A 26,397-nucleotide genomic window follows, 5' to 3' on the forward strand; every position below is an offset into this window, starting at 1 on the left:
GATGGACGTGCTGGGCAACCTGCTCGACGGGTTCGGCCACGCGCTGAGCCTGCAGAACCTGCTGCTGGCCATGCTCGGCGTCACCGTCGGCACGCTCGTGGGCGTGCTGCCGGGGCTCGGGCCGGCCACCACGATCGCGTTGCTGCTGCCACTGACGTTCGTGTTCGACCCCGTCGGGGCGTTCGTGATGTTCGCCGGGATCTACTACGGCGGCATGTACGGCGGCTCGACCACCGCGATCCTGCTCAACATCCCGGGCGAGACGGCCTCGATCCCGACCACGCTGGAGGGCTATCCGATGGCCCGGCGCGGCCGGGCGGGGGCGGCGCTGGCGACGGCGGCCATCGGCTCGTTCGTGGCCGGCACGATCTCCACGGTCGTCATCACGTTCCTGGCCCCCGGCATGTCGAACATCGCCAAGCTGATCCAGCCGGCCGAGTACTTCTCGATCATGGTGCTCGCGTTCGTGACGGTCACCTCGCTGATGGGGGACTCGATCGTACGGGGGCTGTCGAGCCTGTTCATCGGGCTGACGATCGGCATGGTCGGCATCGACCAGATGACCGGCCAGCCGCGCTTCGCCTTCGGGGTGCCCGAGCTGTACGAGGGCCTGTCGGTGGTGGCGGTCGCGGTGGGGCTGTTCGCGGTGGCCGAGGCCGTCTCCACGGCCGCCGCGCGGCACCGGCCCGCGCAACCGCCCGTCACCGTGGACGGGAGGGTCGGCATGACGCGGGAGGATTGGCGGCGGTCGTGGCGGCCGTGGCTGCGCGGGACGCTGTTCGGGCTGCCCATCGGCTCGCTGCCGGCGGGCGGGGCCGAGCTGCCCACGTTCCTGAGCTACAACGTGGAGAAGCGGCTGTCGAAGCACAAGGAGGAGTTCGGGCAGGGGGCCATCGAGGGCGTGGCCGGGCCCGAGGCGGCCAACAACGCGGCGTTCTCCGGGGTGCTGGTGCCGCTGCTCACGCTGGGCATCCCGACCTCGGCGACGGCCAGCATGCTGCTGATCGCGTTCCAGATCTACAACGTGCAGCCGGGGCCGCAGCTCTTCGACCAGCAGCCGGTGCTGGTGTGGACGCTGATCGCCAGCCTCTACATCGGCAACGTGATGCTGCTGCTGCTGAACCTGCCGCTGATCCGGGTCTGGGTGAAGCTGCTGAGCGTCCCGCCGGCACTGCTGACGGCGGCGATCCTGACGTTCGCCACGCTGGGCGTCTACTCGATCTCGCAGAGCGTGTTCGAGGTGCTGATCGCGTACGGGTTCGGGCTGCTCGGGTGGGTGTTGCACCGGGCCGGGTATCCGGTGGCGCCGCTGATCCTGGGGGCGGTGCTGGGGCCGTTGATGGAGGTGCAGTTCCGGCGGGCGCTGGCCTTCAGCGAAGGGGATCCGACGGTGTTCGTGACCAGGCCGGTGTCGCTGGTGATCCTGCTCATCGCGGTGGCGTGCCTGGTCGGGCCGGTTATCGTACGGCGGCGGACGAAGCCCGCCCTGCCCGTCGCCTGACCTGCCCCGGCCCGTCCCAGCGAGCCGCGTTCCGCGAGCAGGCGCGCCGAAGGCCGGGGCCGGCGTGACTGCCGGCCCCGGCCGAGGCGGTGGTGGCTCGCTCAGGCGGTGATGGCTCAGGCGGTGGTGGCTCAGGCGGTGGTGGCGGCCATGACGCGGTCGGCGGCCTCGGCGAGCGGGATCTCCGACTTCTCGCCGGTCACCCGGTCGCGCAGCTCCACCACGCCTTGCGAGAGCCCGCGCCCGACGACCACGATCGTGGGCAGGCCGAGCAGCTCGGCGTCCTTGAACTTCACGCCGGGCGAGACCTGCGCCCGGTCGTCGACCAGGACCCGCAGGCCGCGCGACTCCAGCTCGGCCCCCAGCTCCAGGGCGGCCTCCACCTGGTTCTCCTTGCCGGTGCCGACGATGTGCACGTCGGCGGGCGCGACCTCGCGCGGCCACACCAGCCCGAGCCGGTCGTGGGCCTGCTCGGCGATGACCGCCACCGCGCGGGAGACGCCGATGCCGTAAGAGCCCATGGTGACGCGGATGGGCTTGCCGTCGGGGCCGAGCGCGTCGAGGCCGGCGGCGTCGGCGTATTTGCGGCCGAGCTGGAAGATGTGGCCGATCTCGATGCCCCGGTCGATGGACAGCTCGGCGCCGCAGCGGGGGCACGGGTCGCCGGCGCGCACCTCGGCGGCCTCGATGGTGCCGTCAGGGGTGAAGTCACGGCCGGCGACCACGTCGACGGCGTGCTTGCCGGGCTCGTTGGCGCCGGTCACCCAGGACGTGCCGGTGACGACGCGGGGGTCGACGAGGTAGCGGATGCCGAGCTCGCGCAGGACCTGCGGGCCGATGTAGCCGCGGACGAGGCCGGGGTGCCTGGCGAAGTCGGCGGCCTCGAAGATGGCCGGCTCGCCGGGCGCCAGCGCGGCCTCAAGGCGCTTGAAGTCCACCTCGCGGTCGCCGGGAACGCCGATGACCAGCGTCTCGAACTTGTCGGAGCCGGGCGTGACGACCTTGACGACGACGTTCTTGAGCGTGTCGGCGGCGGTGACGGACAGGCCGTGGTGCTCGTTGACGTAGTCGACCAGCGTCTCGATGGTCGGGGTGCCGGGGGTGTCGAGGACCCGCAGCGGCGCGGCGTCCTCGACGGGACGGGCGGCGGGCGCGGTGGTGACGACGGCCTCGGCGTTGGCCGCGTAGCCGCAGGAGTGGCAGGCCACGAACGTGTCCTCACCGGTGGGCGTGGGCGCCAGGAACTCCTCGGAGGCCGAGCCGCCCATGGCGCCCGACGTGGCGAAGACGATCTTGTAGGTGATGCCGAGGCGGTCGAACGTGCGGATGTAGGTCTCGCGGTGCTGCTCGTAGGAGCGCTTGAGCCCGTCGTCGTCGAGGTCGAAGGAGTAGGAGTCCTTCATCAGGAACTCGCGGCCGCGCAGGATGCCCGCCCTGGGCCGCGCTTCGTCCCGATATTTGGTCTGAATCTGGTAAAGGGTGACCGGATAGTCCTTGTAGGAGGAGTATTCGCTCTTGACCATGTCGGCGAAGAGCTCCTCGTGCGTGGGACCGAGAAGATAGTCGGCGCCCTTACGGTCCTTGAGGCGGAAGAGCGTGTCGCCGTATTCGGTCCAGCGGCCGGTCGCCTCGTAGTATTCGCGGGGCAGCAGCGCGGGGAAGAGCACTTCCTGGCCGCCCATGCGGTTCATTTCCTCGCGGACGATCCTCGCGACGTTCTCCAGCACCATCTTGCCGAGAGGGAGCCAGGAGTAGATGCCGGGGGCCACGCGGCGGACATAGCCGGCGCGGACCAGGAGCTTGTGGCTCGGGACTTCCGCGTCTGCCGGGTCGTCCCGCAGGGTGCGAAGAAACAACGACGACATGCGCAGCAACACGGCTACTCCTTGCTCGAACCTGGATGTGAAGGACTACAGGCTATCGAGTCGGAGGAGCGCCGCGCTCGGGCTTATCGAGTGCGGCGTCAGACCACGCGGCAGGCCGCGACGCCGGGAGATCAGGCGGCCAGGGGGAACCAGCCCGCCACGAAGGCGGCCAGGCAGAACGTGAACAGGGCCGCGAACACCGCCGACATCGCCAGCGCGCGCAGCCGTCCGCCCGCGTTCCTGCGCAGGAAGAGCACCAGGCCCACGGCGAGCACCCCGGCGGCCACCGCGGGGCCGGGCCAGAACGACTGGTCGCTGTCGATGAAGCCGGGGGTGGCCCGGTCCACCACGTCGGTGATCAGCGCGGCGCCGACCACGCCCGCGGCCACGTCGCCCCAGCCGTCGTCCCTGCGGGTGACGTACGCCAGCAGGCCCAGCAGCACGAGCAGGCCGAGCGTCCAGTTGAGCCCGACGGCGCTGCCGCCGATGACGTCGAAGGCCTCGCCGCCGCGCAGGGCGGTCGCGCCGATCGCGGCGACCAGCGTGGAGACCGCCGCGAGGAACGTGGTCACCAGCGCCCAGCCGAATCCGGAGGCGCTCACGCCCACGGCGAGGGAGAGGGCGAGGTAGGCGTAAGGGTCGTAGAGCTGCCCGAACCAGCGGGGACCGATCCCGGAAAGCAGCATGCCCAGCAGTCCGACGGCCAGTCCGCCGAGGAAGGCCGCCAGCAGATGACGTTCGATGGCACGTTGACGCCGGTCGTACTCGGCGAAGTCGGCGTAGTCGATGGTCGTGTCGTTCATCTCCGATTCCCTGGTCAACCCCTCACCTGGTAAATCTGGGGACAACCGCATTCAGACTATGTATCCCTACAGAAAAGGCAAATTTCGGTCATCCGCATTCCAAAACAAGCAATCGCTTGGTTATGGTGGATCGCGTGACGCTCGCCGACGATCTCCGCGCCGTGGTCCGCGACTATCTCGACGCCCGTCCCGCCGCCTCGTGGCGGACGTTCGCGAACGACGTGGGGATCGCCGGGCTGCTCGTCCCCGAGCGGTACGGCGGCGCGGGCTGCGGCCCGGCGGAGACGGCCGCGGTGGCCGAGGAGCTGGGACGCGCGCTGTCCCCGCATCCCTTCCTGCAGTCGGCGGTCATGGCCGTCGAGGCGGCCAGGGCGTGCGGGGACGAGCGGGTGCTGACGGCGCTGGCCGGTGGGGAGACGACGGCGACCGTGGTGCTGCCGGGCGACGGCGAGCTGCGGCTGGAGGGCGACCTGCTCACCGGGGTGGTGCCGTACGCGCTGGAGGGCGAGCTGGTGCTCCTGTACGCCGCGGGGTCGCTGGTCGAGGCCGTGCCCGCGGAGCGGGAGACGTACCGGACGATGGACGAGAGCCGGCCGCTGCAGCGGCTGTCCTTCCGCGACACCCCGGTACGCCGGCTGGGCGACGACACCGCCTGGGCCCGCGTGCGCGACCTCGGGATCGCCGCCCTGGCGGCCGAGCAGGTGGGCGGGGCGCAGCGGTGCCTGGACATGGCGGCCGAGCACGCCCTGCGCCGGCACCAGTTCGGGCGGCCGATCGGGTCGTTCCAGGCGATCAAGCACAAGCTGGCCGACCTGCTGCTCCTGGTGGAGTCGGCCAGGTCGGCGGCGGGGGCGGCGGCCGAGGACGAGGTGTCGGCGGCGGTGGCGGGGTCGTACTGCACGGAGGCGTATCTGACGGCGGCGGGAGAGAACATCCAGGTGCACGGCGGGATCGGGATCACCTGGGAGCATCCCGCGCATCGCTACTTCAAGCGGGCCACGTCGGACGCGCAGCTGTTCGGCCCGCCGCAGGCGCATCGCGCCCGGCTCGCCGCGCACGTCTTCGACGGCGGCGTCTGAGCCGGAAGTCCCGACAGCGGCTCGGGCCGGGTCAGCCGCCGAGGAGTTCTTCCCAGGGGTGGCGGGTGTTGGTGCGGCGGGTGGTGTCGAGGGCCTCGGTCAGGCGCCAGAAGCCGGGACGGGCGCGCACGCCGGCTCGCCCCATCGGGTCGATCGCGCGCAGCTCGAACCGCACGCCCATCACGTCGAGCACGGCCGAGCCGGCGCCGGCCGGACCCGCCCCCGCGACCAGCGAGCCGTCGTGGGCGGGGTCGCGGATCTGCTCGGCGAGCAGATCCGCCACCTCGGACGCGAAGGGGCCGTCGCGCCACTCGATGTGCCAGCTGTGGTCGGCGCCGCGCCACCAGGTCAGATCGCGGCACGACTCGATGAACTCGGCCTCGGCCGCCAGCGCGGCCATCACCCTGCCGAAGGCCTCGTAGTACCGGCGGGCGCCGGTGAGCGAGAGCCCGTCGCCGTGCTCGGAAGGCGTGCCGCTCTTCGGCCGCCGCAACGCGTGCTTTCGCTTCACGAGCATCACTCTGATCGCCGCCGCGCCCTTCCCGCAAGTCTTTGCCGCTGATACGCTCTACCAAGCGAGCGCTTGGTTTCCTAAAACGCCGGAGGCGCGATGACGTCCCTACGGATCAGCCTGGGGTACGAACTGGAGGTCCGCGGCCGCACCCGCGAGGTCGAGCAGCGGGCGTTCCAGAACGTGATCGACCAGGTCGTCCTGGGCGACAGGCTGGGCTTCGAGGCGGCCTGGTTCGTGGAACACCACTTCACCAGGGGCTTCTCCCACTCCTCCGCCCCCGACCTGGTCCTGGCCGCCATCTCCCAGCGCACCGAGCGGATCAGGCTCGGGCTCGGGGTGGTGCTGCTGCCGTTCCAGTCCCCGATCCGCACGGCCGAGCGCGTCGCCACGCTGGACGTGCTGAGCGGCGGGCGGGTGGACTTCGGCACCGGCCGCGGGGCCTCCCCGCTGGAGTACCAGGCGTTCCAGCGGCCGTTCGAGAAGTCGCGGCAGATCTGGGAGGACTCCCTGGAGGCCACGCTCGCCATCTGGGAGGCCGACGGCGAGCCGGTCAGCCGGTCGAACGAGTTCTTCGAGATCCCGGACGTGGCCGTCTATCCCCGTCCGGCGCAGCGGCCTCATCCGCCGGTCTGGGTGGCCTCGACCTCCCTGGAGGGCTACCTGGCCGCCGCCCGGCGCGGGTACAACCTGCTCGGCATGACGATGCTCAAGGGCATCGACGACGTCGCCGCCGACATCGCGAGATATCGGGAGTGTCTGGCGGAGCACGGCTTCGATCCCGCCGAGCGCCGGGTCGCGCTGATGATCCCCTGGTTCGTGGCCCCCACCAGGGACGAGGCCACCGCCACGGCCGCCGACGCCGTCCTGTGGTACATCCGGCGCCAGGTCAACCTCGTCACCCCGCCCGACTACTACGACGCCCGCCACGCCACGCACCGCGTGCTCGGGCAACTGGCGGCCGGGATGCCGCCGGAGGAGTCCATGGCCACCCTGCGCGAGCACCTGATGGTGGTGGTGGACGACGTGGCGGGATCGCGAAAGGCGCTGGCCAGGATCGCCGAGGCGGGCGCGACCGATCTGATCATCCAGGCGCAGGTGGGCGGGCTGGCGCACGAGCGGGTGTGCGACTCGATCACCCTGTTCATGAAGGACGTGATGCGCTGATGGCGCGCTGGCTGACCCGCGACGACCTCGGGGCCGCCGCGGGATCCGCCACCGGCCTGCTGCTGGTCTCCCCCGACGTGTCGAGCGTGCTCCCCCTCGGTCCCGGCGACCGGGCGGCCGCGGCCGAGCTGACCGGGGCGGCGCTGCGGGAGGCGGGGGTGGGTGCCCGCGACCGGGTGGTGGTGGCGCTGGCCGAGCCGGCCGGGGCGCTGTGGACGGCCGCGGCGGCGGACGTGGCCGCGGCGGCCGCGTCCGTGGGCCCGCGCGGGCGGATGCGGCTGCACCACGCCCTGTCGGCGCTGAAGGCGACCACGCTGGTCGCCACCCCGACGGGTGCGATGGACCTGCTGGCCCGCCTGCATCTGGAGTTCCTGCTGGATCCGCTGGACCTCGGTCTCGGCACCATCGTCCTGACCGGGGAGATCGCCTCCAAGCGCACGCTCGGGCATCTGGCGGGCGAGTTCGGGGCCACGGTCACGGAGGTGCTGGCCAGCCCGTTCGGCGGCGGCGCGCTGGCGTGGCGGACGGCCGAGGAGGATCCGCTCAAACCGCTCGTGGACGGCCTGCTCGGGACCGCGGCCCTCGATCGGGACGACGCGGCCGACCCCGCCGCCGGTCTGGCGGAGCTGGTCGTCACCCCGCACGCGCACTCCACGCTCGGCGACGCCGTGCTGCGGACCGGCCTGGTGGCCGGGACGTCCGGCTCGGCCATCCCCGCGCCGGCGCACACCGTGGGCGAGCACGTGCTGGTCAGAGGCGTGTGGCTGGCGCTGCCACGCATCGACAGGGCGCTGTCGAAGATCGACGGAGTGACCGGGTGGGAGCTGGCCGTCAACCGGCGGGGAACGCTGGACACGGCCGTGCTGACGGTGACGTTCGGCCGGGAGAGCCTGGTCGGCAACCCCATGTGGAAGACGCGGATCGAGCAGTCCGTACGCGCGCTGACGCCCGTCTCGATCGCCGTGGAGGTCGCCCCCGAGATCTCCGAGGCCGCCACGCCCGGCACCGTCGCCGACGCACGCGGCCACCACCTCGGAAGGGACCGGACCGCGCTCGCCTGAGAAGGGGCAGCCGATGGGATCGATGCCGGACTGGGGGACGCTCCCCCGCATGCTCCGTGACCAGGCCGAACGGCATCCAGGCGACGTCGTGGTCGCCGAGCGGGACGGCCCCCGGCTGACGCTGGCCGAGCTGAGGGAGCGGGCGTCCGGCGTCGCCCGCCGCCTGATGGCGCTCGGCGTGGCCCCCGGTGACCGGGTGGCGATGTGGGGGGTGAACTCGGCGTCCTGGGTGACGCACGCGTTCGGGATCTGGGACGCGGGCGCGGTGATCGTGCCGCTGTCGGCGCGTTACAAGGGGATCGAGGCCGCCCAGCTGATCGCGAAGACGGGCGCGGAGGTGCTGATCGCGGGAGCGGGGCCGGCGGATCCGCGGCCGGCGGAGCTGCTGCCTCCGTTGCCGGGCCTGCGGCACGTCATCACCTCCGGCGATCCGCTCGCGGAGCGGGTTCCCGCCGGAACGGAGCCGGTTGCCTCCGGAGCGGAGCCGGTTGCCTCCGGAGCGGAGCCGGTTTCCTTCGCGGCGGCCGAGGAGCGGGCGCTGGCCGTCCGGCCCGGCGACCTGTGCGAGATCATGTCGACCTCCGGCACCACCGGCACCCCCAAGGGCGTCATGATCGACCACTCCCAGGTCCTGCGCGGCTACTGGGACTGGTCGGAGATCGTCACCCTGGACGAGAACGACCGCTATCCGGTGATCGCCCCGTTCAGCCATGGATTCGGGCTCAACGCCGGGCTCGTGGCCTGTGTGCTGCGCCGGGCCACGATGGTGCCGATCCCGGTGTTCGCCCCGGAGTCGCTGATGTCGCTCGTCTCCTCCCAGCGGGTCACGGTGCTGGCCGGGCCGCCCACGCTGTTCCACCGGGTGCTGGACGAGCTGGACCGGGGCTCCTGGGACGTGTCGTCGCTGCGGGTGGCCATCTGCGGGGCCGCCGCCGTGCCGGCCGGCCTGATCACGCGGCTGGTCGAGCGGGTCGGGCTGGAACGCATGATCAACGCGTACGGGCTGATGGAGGGCACGGTCGTCTCCATGACCAGGGCCGGCGACCCCATCGAGGTGGTCGCCGCGACGACCGGCAGGCCCGTGCCGGGCATCGAGGTGAAGATCGTCGATGACGACGGCAAGGAGGTCGCGGCCGGCGAGCGCGGCGAGATCCTCCAGCGCGGCTACGGCGTGATGCGCGGCTACTGGGACGAACCGGAAAGGACGGCCGAGGTCGTCGACGCCGGCGGCTGGCTGCACACCGGTGACGTCGGCGTCCTGGACGAGGCGGGCAACCTCGCGATCGTGGACCGCAAGAAGGAGCTCTACATCGTCAACGGGTTCAACGTCTCCCCCGCCGAGGTCGAGTCGCTGCTGCTGCGGGAGGGCTCGCTCGCGCAGGCCGCGGTCGTCGGTGTGCCCGACCCGGTCTCGGGCGAGGCCGGGCTGGCCTACGTCGTTCCCCGGCCCGGCGCGGACCCCGATCCCGACGCGCTGCTCGCGTGGGCGAAGGCCAACATGGCCGGCTACAAGGTGCCCAAGACGATCACCGTGCTGGACGCCCTGCCCACGAACCCGAACGGAAAGGTGGACAAGCTGGCGTTACGCCGCCGATAAACCCCTATGAGACCCGCCTGTGGACACGCTCCGGCGGCGAGGTGAGGTGCTTCTCCCTTCCGGCGCGGTGATGAGCGGCTACGTTGGCAGAAGCCCCGATCATGCGGTAATCGCCGGGGACGGGTTCATCCGCACCGGCGACCGGGGATACATCGATCACACTGGCCGGTTGTATCTGGTGGGACGCACGTCCCGTGGTGCACGATCACCGGCATAGGGAGGCGACGTGGCGTTGCGCGTGGCGGTCATCGGATCGGGCCCAGCCGGCATCTACACGGCCGAGGCGCTGGTCAAGCAGTCGGCGGAACCGGTCGAGGTGGATGTCCTGGAGCGGCTGCCGACCCCGTACGGGCTGGTCAGATACGGCGTGGCGCCCGACCACACCTCGATCAAGTCGATCGCCAACTACCTGCGCAGGGTGCTGGAGCTGCCCCAGGTGCGCTTCCTCGGCGGCGTCACGCTCGGCGCGCACCTGTCGGTGGAGGACCTGCTCGGCGCCTATGACGCGGTGGTCTACTGCACGGGCGCGATGGTCGACAGGAGGCTCGGCATCCCCGGCGAGGACCTGCCGGGCAGCGTGGCGGCGACCGACTTCGTCAACTGGTACTGCGGGCACCCCGACGTCGATCCTGACCGGTTCACGCTCGACACCTCCGAGGTCGCGGTGATCGGGGTCGGCAACGTGGCGGTCGACGTCGTCCGCGTGCTGGCCAAGACGTCGGAGGAGCTGCGCGCCACCGACGTGCCGCACGAGGTGCTCGAACGTCTGGAGGCGAGCCAGGTCAAGGCCATCCACATGATCGGCCGCCGCGGCCCCGAGCACGCCAAGTTCACCCTGAAGGAGTTGCGCGAGCTGGGCGAGCTGGCCAACGCCGACGTCTGCGTGCGGCCCGAGGAGGCCGTCGTCCTGGGCGCCGACTTCCCGCGCCAGGTGCAGGGCAACATCAAGATCCTGCAGGAGTGGGCCGGCCGCGAGCCCGTGGGCCGGCCGCGCCGGCTCGACGTGCGTTTCTGGATGCGGCCGGTCGAGATCCTCGGCGCCGAGCGGGTCGAGGGCATCAAGCTGGAGCGCACCCGGCTGTCGGAGGAGGGACGCGTGGTCGGGACCGGCGTGTACGAGACGCTGCCGGTCGGCATGGTGCTGCGCTCGGTCGGCTACCAGAGCGTGCCGCTGCCCGGGGTGCCGTTCTCCGAGGCGACCATGACCGTCCCGAACGAGGCCGGGCGCGTGCGCGAGCGCGAATACGTGGCGGGCTGGCTGAAACGCGGGCCCACCGGGGTGATCGGCACCAACAAGTCGGACGCGGCCGAGACGGTCCGCACGCTGCTGGCCGACTCCGCGGGCGGGGCGCGGGCCGGCGGGCCCGGCATCGACGCGGTGCTGGCCGAGCGGGGGGTGCGGCCGGTGACGTACGAGGAATGGCAGGCGATCGAGGCCGCCGAGGCCGCGCTCGCCCTGTCGCTCAACCGGGGCGAGCGCGTCAAGCTCGTCGGCCTGGAGGCCATGCTCCGTGCCTGCCGTCCCTGAGGGTTTCGCCGGGACCTACCGGCTGCAGCAGGCCCGATATCCCATGGCCGCGCCCGGCTGGCAGCCGGTCCACACCGTCTACGTGCCCGCCGATCGGTTCTCCGCGAGCACGGTCCAGGAGTGGGGCGATCACGCGCTCGGCCTGGTCAAGGCGCATCTCTCCGGCCCCGATGAGCTGACCGAGGTCTTCGGCGTGCCGGGCGCGCTGGGGGCCGCCGTACACGAGCGGGTGGTGCGCAAGCTGTCCACCGAGCCGGTGGAGGACCTGCGCGTCGACTTCGAGGACGGCTACGGCGTGCGTCCCGGACCCGTCGAGGACGAGCACGCGCAGCGGGCCGCCGAGGCCGTCGCCTCGATGTACGCGGCCGGGACGCTGCCGCGGCGCTGGGGTCCCCGGGTGAAGTCCTTCGCCGACGGCGATCCGGAACGGTCGGTGCGCACGTTGCGCGCGCTGCTCGCCGGTGTGATCACGCGGGCCGGAGAGCTTCCGGGCGGCTTCACCGTGACCTTCCCCAAGGTCCTGATGGAGGCCTATCTCGGACAGTTCGCGGCCGTGCTGGCCGAGCTGGAGGGCGAGTTCGGGGTGCGGCTGCGGTTCGAGATGCAGGTGGAGGCGCCGCAGACGCTGCCGTTCCTGCGCGGCGACCTGAACGAGACGCTGGGCGGGCGGCTGGCGGCGGCGCACTTCGGCGTCTTCGACTACACCGCCGCGATCGGGCTGCCGCCGCACGAGCAGCGGCTCGACCATCCGGCCTGCGACCACGCGCGCCACGTGATGCAGACGGCGTTCGCGGGGACGGGGGTGGAGCTGTCGGACGGGTCGCTGGCGGCCTCGCCCGCCTCGGAGCTGACGCGCGACGTGCACGCCCTGTGGCGGCGGCACGCCGAGCTGGTCAGGCATTCCCTGCGGTACGGGTTCTACCAGGGCTGGGACATGCACCCGTCGCATCTGGTGAGCCGCTTCGCCACCGTCTACGCCTTCCATCTGGCCCGGTACGACGCCTACCAGGAGCGGGTGCGGGCCTGGGAGGAGCGGCGCTCGGCAGGGGGCGGCGTGATGGACGAGCCCGCCACGATCCGCACGCTGACCGCGGCCCTGCGCCGCGCGGACGCGGCACTCCCGTGAGCGCCCCGAGCCACCGCCGTGCCCTGTGCCGCACGGTCCCAGCGCGCCCCTGAGCCCCGTTACCTTTGGCGGGCCGGTCCTGCTGGTTCAGTCGCGTTCCACCAGGGCCCGCCACTGGCGTACCAGGCGCCATTCGACGGGGTCCGACCAGCTCGCCCGTACCGCCGATCCGACGTGGAAGGCGCGGACGCCGTAGTCGAGCAGGGCCGGCACGTGGACCGGCTTCAGGCCGCCGCCGGCCAGCACGATGGAGGCGTCACCGGCGTCGGCGCGCGTCTTCAGTATCCTCAGCCCGTCCCCCACGCCGCTGGGCGAGCCCGAGGTGAGCACGGTGGCCAGGTTCGGCAGCAGCCGCACGGCCCGCCAGGCGGCCTGGACGTCGGCGGCGTGGTCCACGGCGCGGTGGAACGTCCACGGCAGCGGGGAGACCGCGTGGATGAGCGCCTCGGTGGCCGCCAGGTCGACCGCGCCCCCGCCGTCGAGGAACCCGAACACGAATCCCGCCGCACCGGCCTGCGCCAGAGCCTTGGCGTCGCGGCTGAGCCTGGCCAGCACGTCGGGGTCGGCGGCGAAGCCGGCGTCGCAGCGGAGCATCACCATCTGGGGCAGGGGGCATTCCGCGGCGATCGCGGCGACCGTCTCAGGGGAGGGGGTCAACCCGTCGGCCGCCATGTCGGCGACGACCTCCAGCCGGTCGGCTCCGCCCTGTTCGGCGGCCACGGCGTCGCGCACGTTGAGCGCGATCACCTCGAGCAGGGATCCGGTCATGGAGGAGAGGTTATAGGGTGCTTTGCGCACTTGTGCCACTGATTGCCGTCTGACCTCGGATGGAGCGCGTACGGGGAGTCCGCCGGAAAGAGAATCGGAACGCGTACCGAAGCCGTTACGGAACGCGCGGGGAACCGCTGACGCGGAGGGCGAGCGACCACCGGCTCAGGGACCGCTGACTCGGAGGGCACGGGCCTGACTCGGAGGGCACAGGCCGCTGACGCGGAGAGCGTGCGGGAGCCGTCGGCGGCGACGTTCCGGCGGGCCCGCGGCTCCGCCCTCGCCTCGCTTTTGTCGGTGGCGTACGGCAACGTGCTGTCCCATGACCGCGTCCCTCACGCTCTCCCCCGAGGCCCAGCGGGTGCTGCCCCACCTGACCGGGCGAGACCTCGCCTACCCCGCTCCGTGGCCCGACGGCTCCCGCCTGACCGCTCGCGATCTGGGCCACCTGCTGCCCCTCGCCTACCGGACGCCGGGCAGGGGGAGCGCGGCGTTCTCGATGCGCTGCCTCGTGGAGGACGAGGTGCGGCAGCGGCAGCCGGAGTTCACCCCCGCGTCCTGCCTGGCGCTGTACGAAGCGCTGGTGGACGGCCTGGAGAAGCGCAAGTGGGCCGATCTGAGTCTCGCGGCGGGCGCGTTGCTGCGGTGTCCCGACGGTGCGCCCGTGGCCGAGCTGGCCGGGCCCGCGCGGGTCCTGATCGAGTTCATGATCGCCAAAGGGCGGCTGGAGGCGCCGTGGGCCCTGCTGGCCGTGGCGGCGGTGGCCGGGATGGAAGAGGTGACGATCATGCCGGAGGAGCCGACGACGTCGCTGGCGGCGGCCGAGCGCGACCTGGTGCTGAGCTTCGGCCCGGCGGGCCGGGCGCTGCTGGCCGAGACCGGCCCCGGCTCGTACGGCGCGCCGCCCGAGTCGCCCGAAACCTGGGAACGGCTGGCGGAGCTTCCCGCCTACATGGCCTTCGCCCGGACCGCCCTGCACAGCGCCGGGGAGAGACTGACCGCGATCCACGCCGGCGAGCTGCCCTTCCATGCCGACAAGGCGTTCACCCGAGCCGAGGTGGCGACGCTCGGCCGGGCCGCGCGGCTGGCCCTGTTCCGCGACGAGCCATGGCTGCCCGACTCGCTCGGCAAGCTGCTGTCCCTGGTCGCGGTCGCCCCCACGCAGGCGAAGACGCCGCCGTCGCAGGCGCTGCTCTTCGAGGTCGCCAGGGCCGCCGAGCGGTTCCCGACCCCCGAGGTGATCGCGGCGCTGCGCGCGGCCCGGGCGGCGACGCGGCACGCGGGGGTGGTCAAGCAGCTCGACCGCATGATCAAGCGGGCCGAGCCGGGGCTGGCCGACCGCGTCGAGGTCGCCCTCCGCATGCCGTCCCTGGGATTCGGCCCCGGCGGGCGGATGGAGGTGACGCTGGGCGCGCACCAGGCCGTGATCGCACCGGGCTCAAGCGGTGAGTTCGCGCTGACCTGGCGTCAGGGCGAGCGGCCGGTCAAGAGCGTTCCCGCGGCGGTGCGCAAGGAGCATCCCGAGGAGGTCAAGCGGCTGCGCGAGCTGGTCAAGCAGGTCAACCGGCAGGTGAGCACGATGACCAGGGCGCTGGAGGCCGGGTTCGCGGCGGACAGCACGCTGCCGTACGCGACGTGGCTCGCGCAGGTGGCCCGGCATCCCGTCGCCGCCTCGGTCGCGGCCCGGCTGATCTGGGAGATCGAACACGCCCCCGGCGAGTGGCGGGCCACACTGGGCGCGCCGGAGGAGCCCGGCCTGCCGGAGGACGCGCCGGTCCGGTTGTGGCACCCGGCCCGCGCGACGACGGACGAGGTGTTCCGCTGGCGCGAGCGGATCACCGGGGAACGGATCAGGCAGCCGTTCAAGCAGGCCTTCCGCGAGGTCTACCTGCTGACCCCGGCCGAGGAGGGCGCGACCCGCTCCGAGCGCTTCGCCGGCCACGTCGTCGACTACCGCCGCCTCTACGCCCTGTTCAGGACCCGCGCCTGGCAGACCCCGATGCTCGGCCCCTGGGACGGCGGCGGCGAGGGCGAGGCCACCCGCACGATCAGCACCCGAAGCGGCGGCGACGCCCGCGAACCCACGCGGCCACTCTCCACCCGGAAGGTGGGCGACGCCGGCGAGACCACCGGGACGCCCAGCTCAGGGGACGGTGGTGAGGGCACGCGGGCGGCGGCTGATCGGTGGCGGGTGGCGTTGCACCATGACTACCTGCACGACGAGCCGGGCGAATACGCCCTCACCGGCCGGATCCGCTTCGACCGGCGCGACGGCGGCGGCTGGCGGGAGGCGCCGCCGGCGGAGGTGCCGCCGCTGGTGTTCAGCGAGGCGATGCGGGACGTGGACCTGTTCGTGGCGGTGACCTCGATCGCCACCGACCCCGAGTGGGCCGAGCGGGGGCAGGGCCGCCATCTCGACTACTGGCGCGAGACCTCTTTCGGCACGCTCGCGGCCTCGGGCGAGGTGCGCCGCGACGCGCTGGCCCGCATCCTGCCGCGCCTGGCCGTCGCCGATCGCTGCACCCTCGACGGGCGGTTCCTGGTCGTCCGCGGCGACCTGCGCACGTACAAGATCCATCTGGGCAGCGGCAACGTCCTCATGGATCCGGGCGACGCCTACCTGTGCGTCGTGCCCGAGCGGAAGACCGACGCACGGCTGTTCCTGCCGTTCGAGGACGACAGCCGGTTGGCGCTGATCCTCAGCAAGGCGCTGCTGCTGGCCAGGGACACCGAGATCACCGACGAGAGCATCCTGAGACAGATCAAGGGCTGACCCACCCGGTCTGCGGCCAAGGGCTCTACCAGCCGGTATGCGGCTGGGGGATCCACTCGACAATCCGTTCACGATCCCAGGACCCGGTCGGCGGCGCTGTGCAACGGCACGGGCCCGCGTCCGGCCGCCGCGCGGGCCCGCGCAGGTCCCGCCGGTGAAGCATGCGTCTCGGTGCAGAGAGGCTGGCGTCCTGGACAGGACGCCAGCCCCCGCGTGCGGAGCGCGCTCACCTGGTCGCTGCCGCGTGCGCGGACTCACCGTGGCGAACCGGCGTCCGCCCTGCTCACACGAAACACACCGTGCTCACGAAAAGCACACTGTGCTCATGGGAAGCCCACTGTGCTCACATGAAGTAGTAGACGTCCACGGAGCCGTTGCCGCGGGTGGAGAAGGCGGCCTCACCTGCGCCTTGTGCCGGTGCGCGGTTGACCCAGGCGGCCGCCTGGGTCGCATCGGGGAAGTTCAGGGTGTGCCAGATCTTGGTGGACGCCTCCACTCCTTGCGCCCGCTTCGCGCTGGACGCCTGCTCACGCTTGTCGACGTCGACGGTGGAACTCATGCTTGTGACACCTCCGGAAGAGACCTTCACGGTCATGGTTGAGAGAAGACATCCGGCCTTTCTCCGGCCGGAGTCGTGCGGTCGACACCTGTGGCGACCGCACCGTTCTGCTTTCCGTCACGGCCGCCCTGCGCAAGGGTCGCGCCTGACGTGGCGCGACCACTGCCGCGTGGCACCGGCGGAGAGCAGGTCTACGGGGAGCGGACCAGGCCGACGCCACGGTCGGCGATGTCGACGCCGGAGGCCAGCGGGCTGACGGCGGCGTTGGAGAGGAGGCGGGCCAGCACCGCGGACGACGTGGCCGGCAGCGGTGACTTCATCACTTCCTCCCACCACAACGCCGCCACGCCCGCGACGTGCGGCGTCGCCATGCTGGTGCCGCTCAGCGAGCGCAGGCCGCCGCCGACCCGGGCGGAGACCACCCCGACCCCGGGCGCGCTGATCTGCGGGAAGGTGTTGGAGAAGGGCGCGACGACCAGGCCGTTGCCCGTGGGCGACTGCGCCAGCGCGCCCACCGCGATGACGCCCTCGGCGGCGGCGGGCAGCGACACGGCGATCTCGAAGTCAGGCCCGCTCTGGCGCTCGCTCTCGTTCCCCGCCGCGGCCACGACCAGGGCGCCGGGGCTCACGGCCGCGCGAGCGGCGACCATCCGCATGAGCGCGTCGAAGAGCCGCAGGTTGGCCCGGTACGCCTCCAGCGCCATCGAGGTGGCGAACTTGGGCTGCCGGCCGCGGTCGACCAGGCGCTGCACCATGCCGGGGAAGTCGAACCCCAGGGACATGGAGATCACCTGCGCCCCCTGGCGCAGCGCCCACTCCATCCCCCGCAGCAGCCCTTCGGTGTCGCCGCTCCCGTCGTCGGCGAGCACCTTGCCGATCACGGCGCGGGTCACTCCGGGCGCGACCCCGATCCTGGTGCCGTCCACGGCCCGGCCGAAGATCGTGCCGGCGCAGTGGGTGCCGTGCCCCTGCTTGTCACCCACGCCGGAGCCGCTGAAGTCCTCCTGGATGAGGGTGACGCCGGTGAACGCGGGATGGTTGCCGTCGATGCCGGTGTCGAGGACGGCCACGATCACGTCCGCCCCCGTCCGCGTCGAGACGTCGGCGCCCACCGCCTTGACGCCCCAGGTGGCCGCGGCGGCCGCCGCCTCGGCCGTGGCCCGTTCGTCGGAGCCGTCCTCGAACGGCTGGATGAGCGTGGTCGGCATGACCGGCGCCACCGCCCGTACCTCCGGGTCGCGGGAGATCTCGCGCAGCTCGTGCTTGGCCAGTTCGAGCACCTCAACGTGCGGCTCGCCGCCGGCGAGGACGCGGGCGGACTCCGGCCCCGGCAGCCGGGCCGACTCGAAGGGACTCGCCGTGCTGACGCCGCTCATGTCGCGCAGCACGCTGTATCTCTCACCCACGGAACTTCTCCCCCTCGCACCCGTCCTCCCGGACGGGGGCCGGAACTGCCCGGCTCCACCCGGATCAGTTCCCAGCACCGGTTCGGCTCGCGCTCAAGGCACGTCCGGAATACCGCCAAAGGCGAGCACAGGATTCACAAGGGTGGTACCGGCTCGAACGCCTTGTCCGCGCCCTTCTCCTGGAGTTCACGGGTGAGGTGCTGCTGCAGCTCGATGTGCCGGAACTGGTAGTACGGCCCTTCTGTACGCAGCAGGCCCAGCCGGTGGGCGTCGTCCAGGAAGTCCATCGCCCGCATGGGCAGGCTGCCCTTGGCGGCCAGGCGGGGCACCGTCAGGTTGTAGGCCAGCCAGGCGTGGTGCCGGCCCACGACGAGCCCGAACAGCAGACCCAGCACCAGCCCGCCGACGATCGCCACGGGCGTGGGAAGCCGGGCCTCCCGGGCGATGAGCCCGGCCATGAGGCCGACCACGATCCCGCTGAGCATCCGGATGACGGTCAGGGTCCGGTCCGCCCGCCAGGTCGAGCGAGGTGATCGCGCGGTCGCGGTGACGGTCGGGTGCTCGACCCAGCGGATCAGTCCGAAGACGATGACGAAGCCGATGCCCGACAGCAGCCCGATGTTCCGCGCGGTATGCCAGGCGGCGGCGTAGTTACCGAAGTGCCAGCCCACCAGCCAGCCGAGGATCGCCCCGACAAGTCCGATGATCAGCCCGGCCATGAGCACGCGGCCCAGTTCGGCGAGCCGGCCGCGCCACTGGAGCTCGGCGTGACCGGGGACCTCGGTGAACCAGGATCCGGTCATGACGATGACCACGAAGGCCGCCAGCAAGCCGGTCACCACCCCCACGAGCACCATCCCATCGGTCAGCTGAAAGAAGACCAGCCCGGTCACGACGCCGATGCCGACGCCGCACCAGAGGCGCACCGTGAGGTTGGGTATCCGGCCTGCCAGGTGCCACCAGGCCATGTCGCGGGTGTCGTCCTCGCTCGCGGTGAGCTGCCGGCACACGTACGTCAGCCAGCGGCCGACCTGCTCGGGGGTCCACGCGTGCCGGGGCCTGAAGGGCTGCACCGGGCCGTCGGCGGGCGTCCTGGTGCTCACCAGGGCGGGGATGAGCTGGTCGCAGAGGTGGTCCTGCAGCTCGGCCGCGCTGCCGTGCGCGTACCGCAGCAGCGGTGATGGATCGACGCGCGGGGCGATGTACGTGGCGCGGACCAGCCACAGGCCCAGCGAGGTCGAGGCGACCTCTGCCAGGGCTGGTGCCGCGCCCGTGCGCAGCGCCTGGGTGACCGCAGGCCACGCCGGATGCGGCACCGGCGGAAGGCAGGCCTGCAGATAGTCGGCGGCCACCTCGGGCCCCATGGGCTGCGGCTCGATGACCGCGGCCGCTGTCAGAACGTCGCCGATCTCCTCGACCGACTCGGCGAACTGCTCCGTCCGGCAGGTGAGGATGAGCTGGTCGTTCCCGCACATCGACCGGTTGAGCGCGGCCAGCAGGTCCGCGCGAGTGTTGTCGGGCAGCTCGTCCAGGCCGTCGACGACGGGCAGGATGTCTCCCCTCGCCACCAGCGTCTCCGGGATGTCGGTGCCGAGCTCCGCCGCGCGCAGCGCGGGATAGTCCATGGCCAGGCTCGCGGCCAGCCAGTCCTGCAGCCGGGGATGCGCGCGGTCGTCCCAGCGGGCGGCCGACAGCAGCACCGGCACGGGCTCGTCCGGCTCGCGCGTGCGCAGGAGTTCGAGCACGAGTTGCACCGCCAGCGTCGTCTTACCGGTGCCGGGGCCGCCGAGGATGACCAGTCGCCTGCAACGCAGGGCGCGGAAGTTGCGCACCATGGCCTCGATGTGCACGTCCAGGCCGGAGAAGGCGACGGTGCCTTCAGCGATGATCTCGGAGCGGTCGGCGAGTTCGCGGCGCTCGGTCGAGCGCCAGGCCAGCGGCATCGGCTCGGGGTCGGCGAGCGAACGCAGGGCGGTCTCGTCCCGCCACTGCTGGGCCACCAGGCCCGCGAGCACGTCCTTCGCGGTGGTGATCTGGGCAGAGGTCGGGGCGGGCAGGGGCGCGCCGCTGCGCCGCCACCAGGACACGGACTGCAACACGTGGGTGCCCAGCGCGATCACGGTGCTCGCGAAGGCATAGATCTGGGCGGACCCGAAAACCTGCCCCAGGGGCTGGTCCTTGAGATTCGTGGCGGCCATGTAGAACACCAGGGACAAGAACCCGAACAGCAGGAAGAAACCGAACGACATCCTGGCCAGACGATTCTGCCGTCGCCAATATCGAGCAGTCATAAACTCAGTATGCGCAGCTTCCACTCGAAATCAGCGCTCGGAATTCTCCGCACAAGGTTGATTATCGGAAAACCGGACGGCGACTTCCAAAAATCCGTCAAAGACGTGGCAGCGATACGTTCTCGGAGGCAGAAAGCGCGGCCGCCCTGCCGCGGCGGCCGGGAATCACGAGGTTCCCGTCGGTCACCAGCATGAAGCGCTCCAGCCCAGGAACGAACACGTGCACGGCGGCGACGCCGGAAGGAAGGGTGTGCACCGTTCGGCCATAAGCGGTGAAGCCCCGCGCCGCCAGCGCCGCGACGAGCGTCCGCACCTGATCACCAGGCGTCCCAGCAGGTGCGTCGGATGAGAGGGGCACCATGCGGGCCTCGCGCAGGGCTCGGCCGAGGTCGAACCGCGAGCACGCGCGCAGCCCGGGATGCGCCGCCGGCGCGGCGGGGCCCCGGTGAGTGCCGGCCGGCAGCCGTTCGCCGAGCGTGGTCTGGACGAGCTCGGTGAGGGCGCGCCAAGCGGCGTGGGACGGGCTCAGCGAGGTGCCGCTGCCGCGCCGGTGCGGGTGGCGGGAGGTGGGCAGCGTGTACGCCAGCATGGTCGGCACCCCGAGGTCGCTGGTGATGTCCAGCAGGTGCACCGGTGATCCGGTCAGCTCCCTGGCCACCGCGTATGCCCGCGCCGGACCGTCCGGCAGCGTCCCCGGATCGATCAGCCGGGGCCGGAACCCGGGCCCGCCCAGGAAGGCCCGTACCAGGAGCAGGGACAGCGCGTCCCGCTCGATCGCCTCGTTGAGCGCGTGCAGCAGCGCCTCGGCCACCGTGACGCCGACGGCGGAGCCGCTGTTGCAGCTGTAGCGCATGAGGTCGGCGTAGTCGCAGCGGTCGTCCAGCAGCTCGCGCAGCGGCGCGGAGCCCGCCTCGAGGTACCAGGGGGCCGACAGGAAGAGAGGCACCAGCACCCCGCCTTCCCCGTCGGCGCCGCTCTCCGCGTCGAGCACGTCCCCGCCCAGGCTGTCGTCGGCGAGGTCGCCACCGCTGAAACCGTCCCAGTTGAGGCCGTCCCCACCGAGACCGTCCCCACCAAAGCCATCTCCACTGAGACCGTCCCCGCTGAGACGGCCTTCAGCGAGGGAGCGCCCGCTGAGGCCGTTCCTGGGAAGCTTTCCGCCGCCGATGGCCCGGTAGTGTGCGCAGGCCATCCCGCGGCCGCTCATACGGGTCAGCAGGGCCGCACAGACGTCTTCGCACAGCGGCCCGGCGGCGAGCGCGGCCGGGGCGGCCAGTGCGACGGTGCCGGGGTCGAAACCCGCCGGGCCGGTCAAATAATGCTCGACGGCCTCGAAGAGGGCGCCCGTGCGGGCCTCCTCCCGGCTCCCCTTGCCCATTCCGCAGGCCACCGGCGCCGCATCCGCGTCGCCCAGCAGGTCGCACCACCAGGCAGAAGGGTCATGGCCAGGGCCCGCGTCCGCGAGCCGAGCGCGCAGGCCGAGCGCGGACAGCGTGGCGCGCACCCGCCGGGTGGCGACGGGCAGCGCCACTTCGCGCTCAGCCGGGCAGCGCGGCGGCGGGTGACGACCTCGGCTACTGCTCGTCATCCTGCGACGGCAGCTCCTCCAGCAGGTCGAGCTCCGGCTGGGTGAGCTGCTGGGCCCGCCGGTCCAGCGATTCCACTTTCACGAAGTCGACGACGTTTCCCATGGGACCGCCCCCTTTCTCACCTCGCTTCATCATAGTCGCGTCGTCACCCCGGAAACCGAAAAGCATTTTGATGACAAGTTTAATGAGTTGACTTGACTCACGATGACAAAGAACGGGCGGGCAGCGTACGCAGAAATGTCGGTCAACGTGCGGCCAATTACCGTACCGCTCTCTGGACGCCGCGCCGCCACGACCCGCACGTTCGAAGGGAGACGCCTTTTGAGTGAAGTGGCGGGCTGCCATGGATATCGCGACCGAAGTCCGTGAAAACCGGGTAGGACACAGCAAGGCCGCCGCGAAGCGGTATCGCTGGAGCGGCACCGACCGCGACGCCACCGCCCACCGGCAGCGGCGGGGAGAGGCGTTTCCCGACACGCCGGAGATGCTCGCCGCCCGCACCGCCCGCCTCATCCAGCGCAACGGGCTTCCGGTCGAGGCGGCGCTGGAGGCCACCAGGACCGAGGCGCTCGACCGGCCCAAGATGTACGAGCGCATCCTGGGGGTGGCGAAAGACCTCCAAGCCTGGAGTTTCCTGCCCCGTGGCGTACGGGCCGCGCGTACGGTCGCCCGGATCTCGGTCCGCGAGAACGGCCGCGAGATTCCCATCGGCACCGGCTTCCTGGTCTCTCCCAGGCTGCTGCTCACCAACCATCACGTGTTCCCCGACGCCGGCGTGGCCCGCTCGGCGGTCGTGGAGTTCGACGCACAGGTCACCGTGGACAACACCCCTGAGGTGTCGCAGCGGTTCGTGCTGGCTCCCGACGCCTTCTTCGTCGCCGACGAGGCTCTCGACTTCGCCCTCGTCCCGGTCGTCCCCGACGCCACCGGCCTGCCGGTCGGAGAGACGTTCGGCTGGAACAGGCTCAGCGTCCAGACCGGCAAACTCGTCATCGGGGAGCCGGTGAACATCATCGGTCATCCCAGCGGCAGGCTGAAGGAGATCTCGATCCGCGAGAACCGGCTGGAGGCGCGGCTGGACGACTTCCTGCAGTACCAGACCGACACCGAGCCCGGCAGTTCCGGCTCTCCCGTCTTCAACGACCAGTGGGAGGTGACGGCGCTCCACCACAGCGGCGTGCCCAGGACGGACGACCGCGGCCGGATCCTGCGGCGCGACGGGCAAGTGTGGCGGGAGGGCGACGGCGACGACGCCGTCGACTGGATCTCCAACGAGGGCGTGCGCGTCAGCGTCATCCTCAAGCACCTGGCCGCGCTGCCGCTCGACGATGCCCGGCTGGCGTTCCTGACCGAGATGGGCCTGGAGTCCGGCCTCCAGGACCGCACCACGGTACGAAGCGCCGCCGTCCCCTCGCCCTCGACAGACGGGCGACCCTTCCCGCTTCCGGCAGACGAGGGAACGATCCCGCCCATGGCGGACGGACGAGCGATCCCGCCGTCGGAAGACACCCGGGCGGTCCCCCCACAGAACGCACGAACGGTCCCACCGTCACACGCCACGCCGTTGCAACCACCGACGCAGGACCCGCTAACGGTCCCGCTGTCGCAGAGCACGCGGTCGGAGGCGTCATCGGACGACACGCGAACCGTGCCGCCCACGGAGGATTCGCGCTCCGTCCCGCCATCCGAGGCTCGGCGATCGGTCCCGCCGTCGGAGGATGCGCAATCCGGCCCGCCGCCGGAATCATGGCGATCGGTCGTGCCCGCCCAGGCCGGGCCGCCCGTCGAGGCGGGCGTACGTCCCGCTCCCCTGCGGACCGGCGCCGGGCTGCCCGCAGCGCCGGGCGCGTTCGGTGGGACTAGACATCTGGTGTTCCTGCACGGCCGCGGCCACGAGGAGTGCGATCCCGAGGAGGTGCGCCGCAACTGGGCCGCCGGGCTGAACTGCGGGCTCACCCGGGCGGGCCTGCCCACCATCGTGCCCTCCGACGCCTGCTTCCCGTTCTACGGGCGGCGGCTCGTCGACGCCATGCGGCCGCTGGAGGCGCTGCACCGTTCGCCGAGAGTGGCCGTCGGGGATCCCGTCGAGGCGGCGGCGCCGGCGGCCGGGTCGACACGGCGGCTGTACGAGCAGTTGATCGTCGAGGCGGCGGCCAAGGCCGGGCTGCCCCCGGCGCGGGCCGCGAGCCTGGAAGGGATCGGTGACGCCGTTCACCACGGTCTGAGCTGGCTCGCCGACACCACCGACCTGGACCGCCTGACCATCGCCGCCGTCTTCGGGGACGTGGCCGCCTATCTCGACGACCGGCGGGTGCGGGAGGCGGTGCTGGACTGCGTGCTTCAGGAGATGCCGCAATCCGGCCGCCTGGTGCTGGTCAGCCACAGTCTGGGCACGGTGGTCGCGATGGATCTGCTCACCCGGCTCGACCCGGCGGTGGAGGTGGACCTGCTGGTGACCGCGGGCAGCCCGCTCGGCCTGGACAGCGTGTTCGAGCGGCTGATCAGCGGCGGGCCGTACCGTCCCGACCGGGTGGCCCGCTGGTTCAACGCCTGGTGCCCGATCGACCCGGTCGCCATCGGCTGCCCGCTGGGCGACCGCTGGCAGGACGGGCCGGACGAGGCCCCCGTCGTCAACGCGACGGGCCGGGCTCATGACATCGACGAGTACCTCGCCCACGCCGAGGTGGCCCAGGAGATCGGCGTCTCCCTGTGCTCCCCGGCACAGACGGCACCGCACGTCTGAGCAAGCCGCCCCAGGGGGCCCGGTCCCGGGAGGTCGGGGCCGGGCCGCGTGGGGAGGCCGGGTCAGGCGCTGATGAGTTCGGCGATGGTCAGGTCACGGAAGACCGTGATCGGCACGTCCTCCGACGAGCGCTGGAAGAGCGCCCCCGAGGAGCGGTGCGGCAGGTCCACGGTGCGGACGTGACGGAAGCCGCGCCTGCGGTAGTAGCTCTGCAGCCCGGGGTTGTTCTTGGCGCAGTCGAGGCGCAGCCACGGCAGGCCGGCCCCGTAGGCCGTGGCGCCCGCCCAGTCGAGCAGGGCGTCGCCGAGGCCGGAGCCCGACCAGGGGCGGGCGACGGCCAGTTTGTGGACGTAGAGCGCGGCCCCCGGGTCGTCCCCCGGCCGCCAGAACTCGGGGTCGGCGTGCTCGTCGAGGGCGATGGTCGCCACCGGCGGGGCGGATTCGTCGGGATCGAGGTATCTGAGCTCGTCGTCCAGCAGGAACAGCACCCGCTCCTCGATGAGCGGCTCGATCCTTTCCGGACCGAACCCCCCTCGGGGCCATTGCCGCAGTCCTCGCCGCCACAGCCACTCGGAGGTGTCGGCGAGGAGGGTGAGGATGCCGGAAAGGTCCGCAGGTTCCGCTCTGCGGAGGGAGAGAGGGTGAAGCAGGGTGTGCGTGTGCATAGTGAATCCTTCACTGCGTTGGGTGTCCGCCCCAGCGCACAGCGTGATGACGCAACGGTGCGTTAGGGCGAAATAGGGCCTTATCCCGATATATATGGATAAATGGCGATTTAGGGGAGTATGCACGACTCCCCTAGGCCAGCGAGGCGGCTATTTCTCGCTGCGCCCGGCCGGCGGGATCACCCCTTCACCCACGAGCTCGTCAGCGGCGATCGAGCTCGTATCTGATCAGATGTTTGTCGGCTGGCAACACCGACACGGCGACACGCACAGGCATGTCCGCCCCGTCGTAACCCACTCGGACATAGACCATCACTGGCGTGCCGAGCTCAAGCTGGAGGCGTTCGGCCTCCTCTTGGTTGGGCATGCGGGCCCAGATGTCGTCGACGACGCGCACCTGCGCATGACCCAACTCTTCCAGCACCCGGTTCGCCCCTCGCGCGATGTCCCCGGGCCTGGCGATCTCGGAATCGGCGACCATGTCACGGGGGAAGTAGGAATCGTTGGTGTTGTACGGCTGCCCGTCCACGAACCGCAGACGGCGTCTCACCACGGCCAACTCCCCGTCGGCCAACTCCAGCCTGCTGGCGATCTCCTCTACCGGAGACACCGTCAGGACCTCGATGTACTGGCTTGGCGCGCGGCCTTCCTGCGCGACGGCATAGGCGAAGGCCTCCCGCAGTTCCCCACTGGGCTGTGGCTCCAGCTCCCGCTGCGGATAGATCAGCAGCGGTCTGCGGTCTCTGACCACTGTTCCACGCCGTGGCGTGCGAGTGACGAGTCCCTCATTGACCAGCTCCCCAAGGGCCAGCCTCACAGTGTTCCTGCTCACGCCATGGTCTTCCATGAGCTGAGCCTCGGTCGGCAGCTGCGACCCGGGGCCGAGGACACCCGAGTAGATGGCTCGTCGCAGTTCCGAAGCCACCTGCTGATACAGCACCGACCTTGCCACTTTCACCCCTTTTGTTCCAACAATTTAGACGATCTGGTTCTAGCAGGCCACAACCCCTTGACCAAACCCGGTCCACCGGCCCATCATCCATTCGTTGGTACAAATCCATCTAAAGGCCGGTGAGGGGGTGAAGGCCAGTGTCGCCGGTCCGCACGGGTACGCCATACCTGCCCTGGCATGACCCTCGCGAAGCAACTCGTTTACTGCGTTACGCGTTGCCCCGCCAGGTGATCACCCACACCTGCCAGTGCAGTGGCACATCCGTGCCATCGCCATCGGTGCTGACTGAGCTGACCGCGTGGTGCGAAGACGGATCCTTTGTCGGAGACAAGGAGGGTGGCGCCCCCGTCACGTACCACATCGATGACCCGGTCGGTCCAGCTCGAAGCATCGCCGCACGTTGCCGACGACAG

19 protein-coding genes are annotated in these 26,397 nt (G+C 71.5%); 9 read left to right on the plus strand and 10 right to left on the minus strand.

Annotated elements, in window-relative coordinates:
- Position 1 precedes the first annotated feature (1 nt).
- Positions 2 to 1,501, plus strand: a complete 1,500-nt coding sequence (locus tag OIE67_RS35825) for a tripartite tricarboxylate transporter permease (RefSeq protein ID WP_326628842.1) — start codon at positions 2 to 4, stop codon at positions 1,499 to 1,501.
- 131 nt (positions 1,502 to 1,632) lie between these two features.
- On the opposite strand, the gene OIE67_RS35830 is transcribed toward OIE67_RS35825, so the two are convergent.
- Positions 1,633 to 3,378, minus strand: a complete 1,746-nt coding sequence (locus OIE67_RS35830; protein WP_326628845.1) for a proline--tRNA ligase — start codon at positions 3,376 to 3,378, stop codon at positions 1,633 to 1,635.
- Positions 3,379 to 3,497: 119 nt separating this feature from the next.
- On the minus strand, positions 3,498 to 4,169 hold the full coding sequence (locus OIE67_RS35835; RefSeq protein WP_326628847.1) for a hypothetical protein: 672 nt from the start codon (positions 4,167 to 4,169) through the stop codon (positions 3,498 to 3,500).
- 134 nt (positions 4,170 to 4,303) lie between these two features.
- Here OIE67_RS35835 and OIE67_RS35840 point away from each other — a divergent pair, with 134 nt between their 5' ends.
- Positions 4,304 to 5,248 carry an acyl-CoA dehydrogenase family protein gene (locus OIE67_RS35840; RefSeq protein ID WP_326628849.1) on the plus strand — a complete coding sequence of 315 codons (945 nt, stop codon included), beginning with the start codon at positions 4,304 to 4,306 and terminating at the stop codon, positions 5,246 to 5,248.
- A 31-nt stretch (positions 5,249 to 5,279) separates the two neighbouring features.
- On the opposite strand, the gene OIE67_RS35845 is transcribed toward OIE67_RS35840, so the two are convergent.
- Positions 5,280 to 5,765: a hypothetical protein gene (locus tag OIE67_RS35845; RefSeq protein ID WP_106235149.1), complete on the minus strand. Its 486-nt coding sequence runs from the start codon at positions 5,763 to 5,765 to the stop codon at positions 5,280 to 5,282.
- Between the two features lie 93 nt (positions 5,766 to 5,858).
- On the opposite strand from OIE67_RS35845, the gene OIE67_RS35850 reads away from it, so the two are divergent.
- From OIE67_RS35850 to OIE67_RS35870, 5 genes are all read left to right on the plus strand, one after another.
- Positions 5,859 to 6,926, plus strand: coding sequence for an LLM class flavin-dependent oxidoreductase (locus OIE67_RS35850; RefSeq protein ID WP_326628852.1), 1,068 nt, complete (start codon positions 5,859 to 5,861; stop codon positions 6,924 to 6,926).
- On the plus strand, positions 6,926 to 7,987 hold the full coding sequence (locus OIE67_RS35855; RefSeq protein WP_326628854.1) for a hypothetical protein: 1,062 nt from the start codon (positions 6,926 to 6,928) through the stop codon (positions 7,985 to 7,987). The genes OIE67_RS35850 and OIE67_RS35855 overlap by 1 nt, the downstream gene beginning before the upstream one ends.
- Positions 7,988 to 8,036: 49 nt before the next feature.
- Positions 8,037 to 9,584 carry an AMP-binding protein gene (locus tag OIE67_RS35860; RefSeq protein WP_326628856.1) on the plus strand — a complete coding sequence of 516 codons (1,548 nt, stop codon included), beginning with the start codon at positions 8,037 to 8,039 and terminating at the stop codon, positions 9,582 to 9,584.
- Between the two features lie 226 nt (positions 9,585 to 9,810).
- On the plus strand, positions 9,811 to 11,112 hold the full coding sequence (locus OIE67_RS35865; protein ID WP_326628858.1) for an FAD-dependent oxidoreductase: 1,302 nt from the start codon (positions 9,811 to 9,813) through the stop codon (positions 11,110 to 11,112).
- A complete protein-coding gene (locus OIE67_RS35870; protein WP_326628860.1) occupies positions 11,096 to 12,238 on the plus strand; it encodes a DUF6986 family protein in 1,143 nt (380 codons plus the stop codon). Before OIE67_RS35865 ends, OIE67_RS35870 begins: the two co-directional genes overlap by 17 nt.
- An 87-nt stretch (positions 12,239 to 12,325) precedes the next feature.
- Here the strand turns inward: OIE67_RS35870 and OIE67_RS35875 are convergent, their stop codons facing one another.
- On the minus strand, positions 12,326 to 13,006 hold the full coding sequence (locus tag OIE67_RS35875; RefSeq protein ID WP_326628862.1) for a copper homeostasis protein CutC: 681 nt from the start codon (positions 13,004 to 13,006) through the stop codon (positions 12,326 to 12,328).
- A 322-nt stretch (positions 13,007 to 13,328) separates the two neighbouring features.
- Here OIE67_RS35875 and OIE67_RS35880 point away from each other — a divergent pair, with 322 nt between their 5' ends.
- A complete protein-coding gene (locus OIE67_RS35880) occupies positions 13,329 to 15,779 on the plus strand; it encodes a DUF4132 domain-containing protein (protein ID WP_326628863.1) in 2,451 nt (816 codons plus the stop codon).
- 343 nt (positions 15,780 to 16,122) lie between these two features.
- On the opposite strand, the gene OIE67_RS35885 is transcribed toward OIE67_RS35880, so the two are convergent.
- The 4 genes from OIE67_RS35885 to OIE67_RS35900 form a co-directional block, all read right to left on the minus strand.
- Positions 16,123 to 16,338: a hypothetical protein gene (locus OIE67_RS35885; RefSeq protein ID WP_326628865.1), complete on the minus strand. Its 216-nt coding sequence runs from the start codon at positions 16,336 to 16,338 to the stop codon at positions 16,123 to 16,125.
- 191 nt (positions 16,339 to 16,529) lie between these two features.
- A complete protein-coding gene (locus OIE67_RS35890) occupies positions 16,530 to 17,744 on the minus strand; it encodes a S8 family peptidase (RefSeq protein WP_326628867.1) in 1,215 nt (404 codons plus the stop codon).
- A 134-nt stretch (positions 17,745 to 17,878) separates the two neighbouring features.
- Positions 17,879 to 20,035, minus strand: coding sequence for an NACHT domain-containing protein (locus OIE67_RS35895; protein WP_326628869.1), 2,157 nt, complete (start codon positions 20,033 to 20,035; stop codon positions 17,879 to 17,881).
- A gap of 97 nt (positions 20,036 to 20,132) precedes the next feature.
- A complete protein-coding gene (locus tag OIE67_RS35900) occupies positions 20,133 to 21,623 on the minus strand; it encodes a YcaO-like family protein (RefSeq protein WP_326628870.1) in 1,491 nt (496 codons plus the stop codon).
- Between the two features lie 344 nt (positions 21,624 to 21,967).
- Here OIE67_RS35900 and OIE67_RS35905 point away from each other — a divergent pair, with 344 nt between their 5' ends.
- Positions 21,968 to 24,367, plus strand: a complete 2,400-nt coding sequence (locus tag OIE67_RS35905) for a trypsin-like serine peptidase (protein ID WP_326628872.1) — start codon at positions 21,968 to 21,970, stop codon at positions 24,365 to 24,367.
- A 62-nt stretch (positions 24,368 to 24,429) separates the two neighbouring features.
- Here OIE67_RS35905 and OIE67_RS35910 read toward each other — a convergent pair whose 3' ends face one another.
- A complete protein-coding gene (locus OIE67_RS35910) occupies positions 24,430 to 25,032 on the minus strand; it encodes a GNAT family N-acetyltransferase (RefSeq protein ID WP_106235133.1) in 603 nt (200 codons plus the stop codon).
- Between the two features lie 202 nt (positions 25,033 to 25,234).
- The gene (locus OIE67_RS35915; protein ID WP_106235132.1) at positions 25,235 to 25,972 is read right to left on the minus strand and encodes a GntR family transcriptional regulator; all 738 of its coding nucleotides are present in this window, start codon (positions 25,970 to 25,972) and stop codon (positions 25,235 to 25,237) included.
- Positions 25,973 to 26,397: the final 425 nt, after the last annotated feature.

The organism is Nonomuraea fuscirosea (assembly GCF_035917475.1).
GTDB classification, from domain to species: Bacteria; Actinomycetota; Actinomycetes; order Streptosporangiales; family Streptosporangiaceae; genus Nonomuraea; species Nonomuraea fuscirosea.

Bases quoted from the DNA above. Each gene is read 5' to 3' on its own strand.
- OIE67_RS35875 (WP_326628862.1), bottom strand. From the start codon at position 13,006: ATGACCGGATCCCTGCTCGAGGTGATCGCGCTCAACGTGCGCGACGCC.
- OIE67_RS35860 (WP_326628856.1), top strand. From the start codon at position 8,037: ATGCTCCGTGACCAGGCCGAACGGCATCCAGGCGACGTCGTGGTCGCC.
- OIE67_RS35900 (WP_326628870.1), bottom strand. From the start codon at position 21,623: ATGACGAGCAGTAGCCGAGGTCGTCACCCGCCGCCGCGCTGCCCGGCT.
- OIE67_RS35880 (WP_326628863.1), top strand. From the start codon at position 13,329: ATGACCGCGTCCCTCACGCTCTCCCCCGAGGCCCAGCGGGTGCTGCCC.
- OIE67_RS35885 (WP_326628865.1), bottom strand. From the start codon at position 16,338: ATGAGTTCCACCGTCGACGTCGACAAGCGTGAGCAGGCGTCCAGCGCG.
- OIE67_RS35895 (WP_326628869.1), bottom strand. From the start codon at position 20,035: ATGACTGCTCGATATTGGCGACGGCAGAATCGTCTGGCCAGGATGTCG.
- OIE67_RS35910 (WP_106235133.1), bottom strand. From the start codon at position 25,032: ATGCACACGCACACCCTGCTTCACCCTCTCTCCCTCCGCAGAGCGGAA.
- OIE67_RS35825 (WP_326628842.1), top strand. From the start codon at position 2: ATGGACGTGCTGGGCAACCTGCTCGACGGGTTCGGCCACGCGCTGAGC.
- OIE67_RS35905 (WP_326628872.1), top strand. From the start codon at position 21,968: ATGGATATCGCGACCGAAGTCCGTGAAAACCGGGTAGGACACAGCAAG.
- OIE67_RS35855 (WP_326628854.1), top strand. From the start codon at position 6,926: ATGGCGCGCTGGCTGACCCGCGACGACCTCGGGGCCGCCGCGGGATCC.
- OIE67_RS35850 (WP_326628852.1), top strand. From the start codon at position 5,859: ATGACGTCCCTACGGATCAGCCTGGGGTACGAACTGGAGGTCCGCGGC.
- OIE67_RS35845 (WP_106235149.1), bottom strand. From the start codon at position 5,765: ATGCTCGTGAAGCGAAAGCACGCGTTGCGGCGGCCGAAGAGCGGCACG.
- OIE67_RS35835 (WP_326628847.1), bottom strand. From the start codon at position 4,169: ATGAACGACACGACCATCGACTACGCCGACTTCGCCGAGTACGACCGG.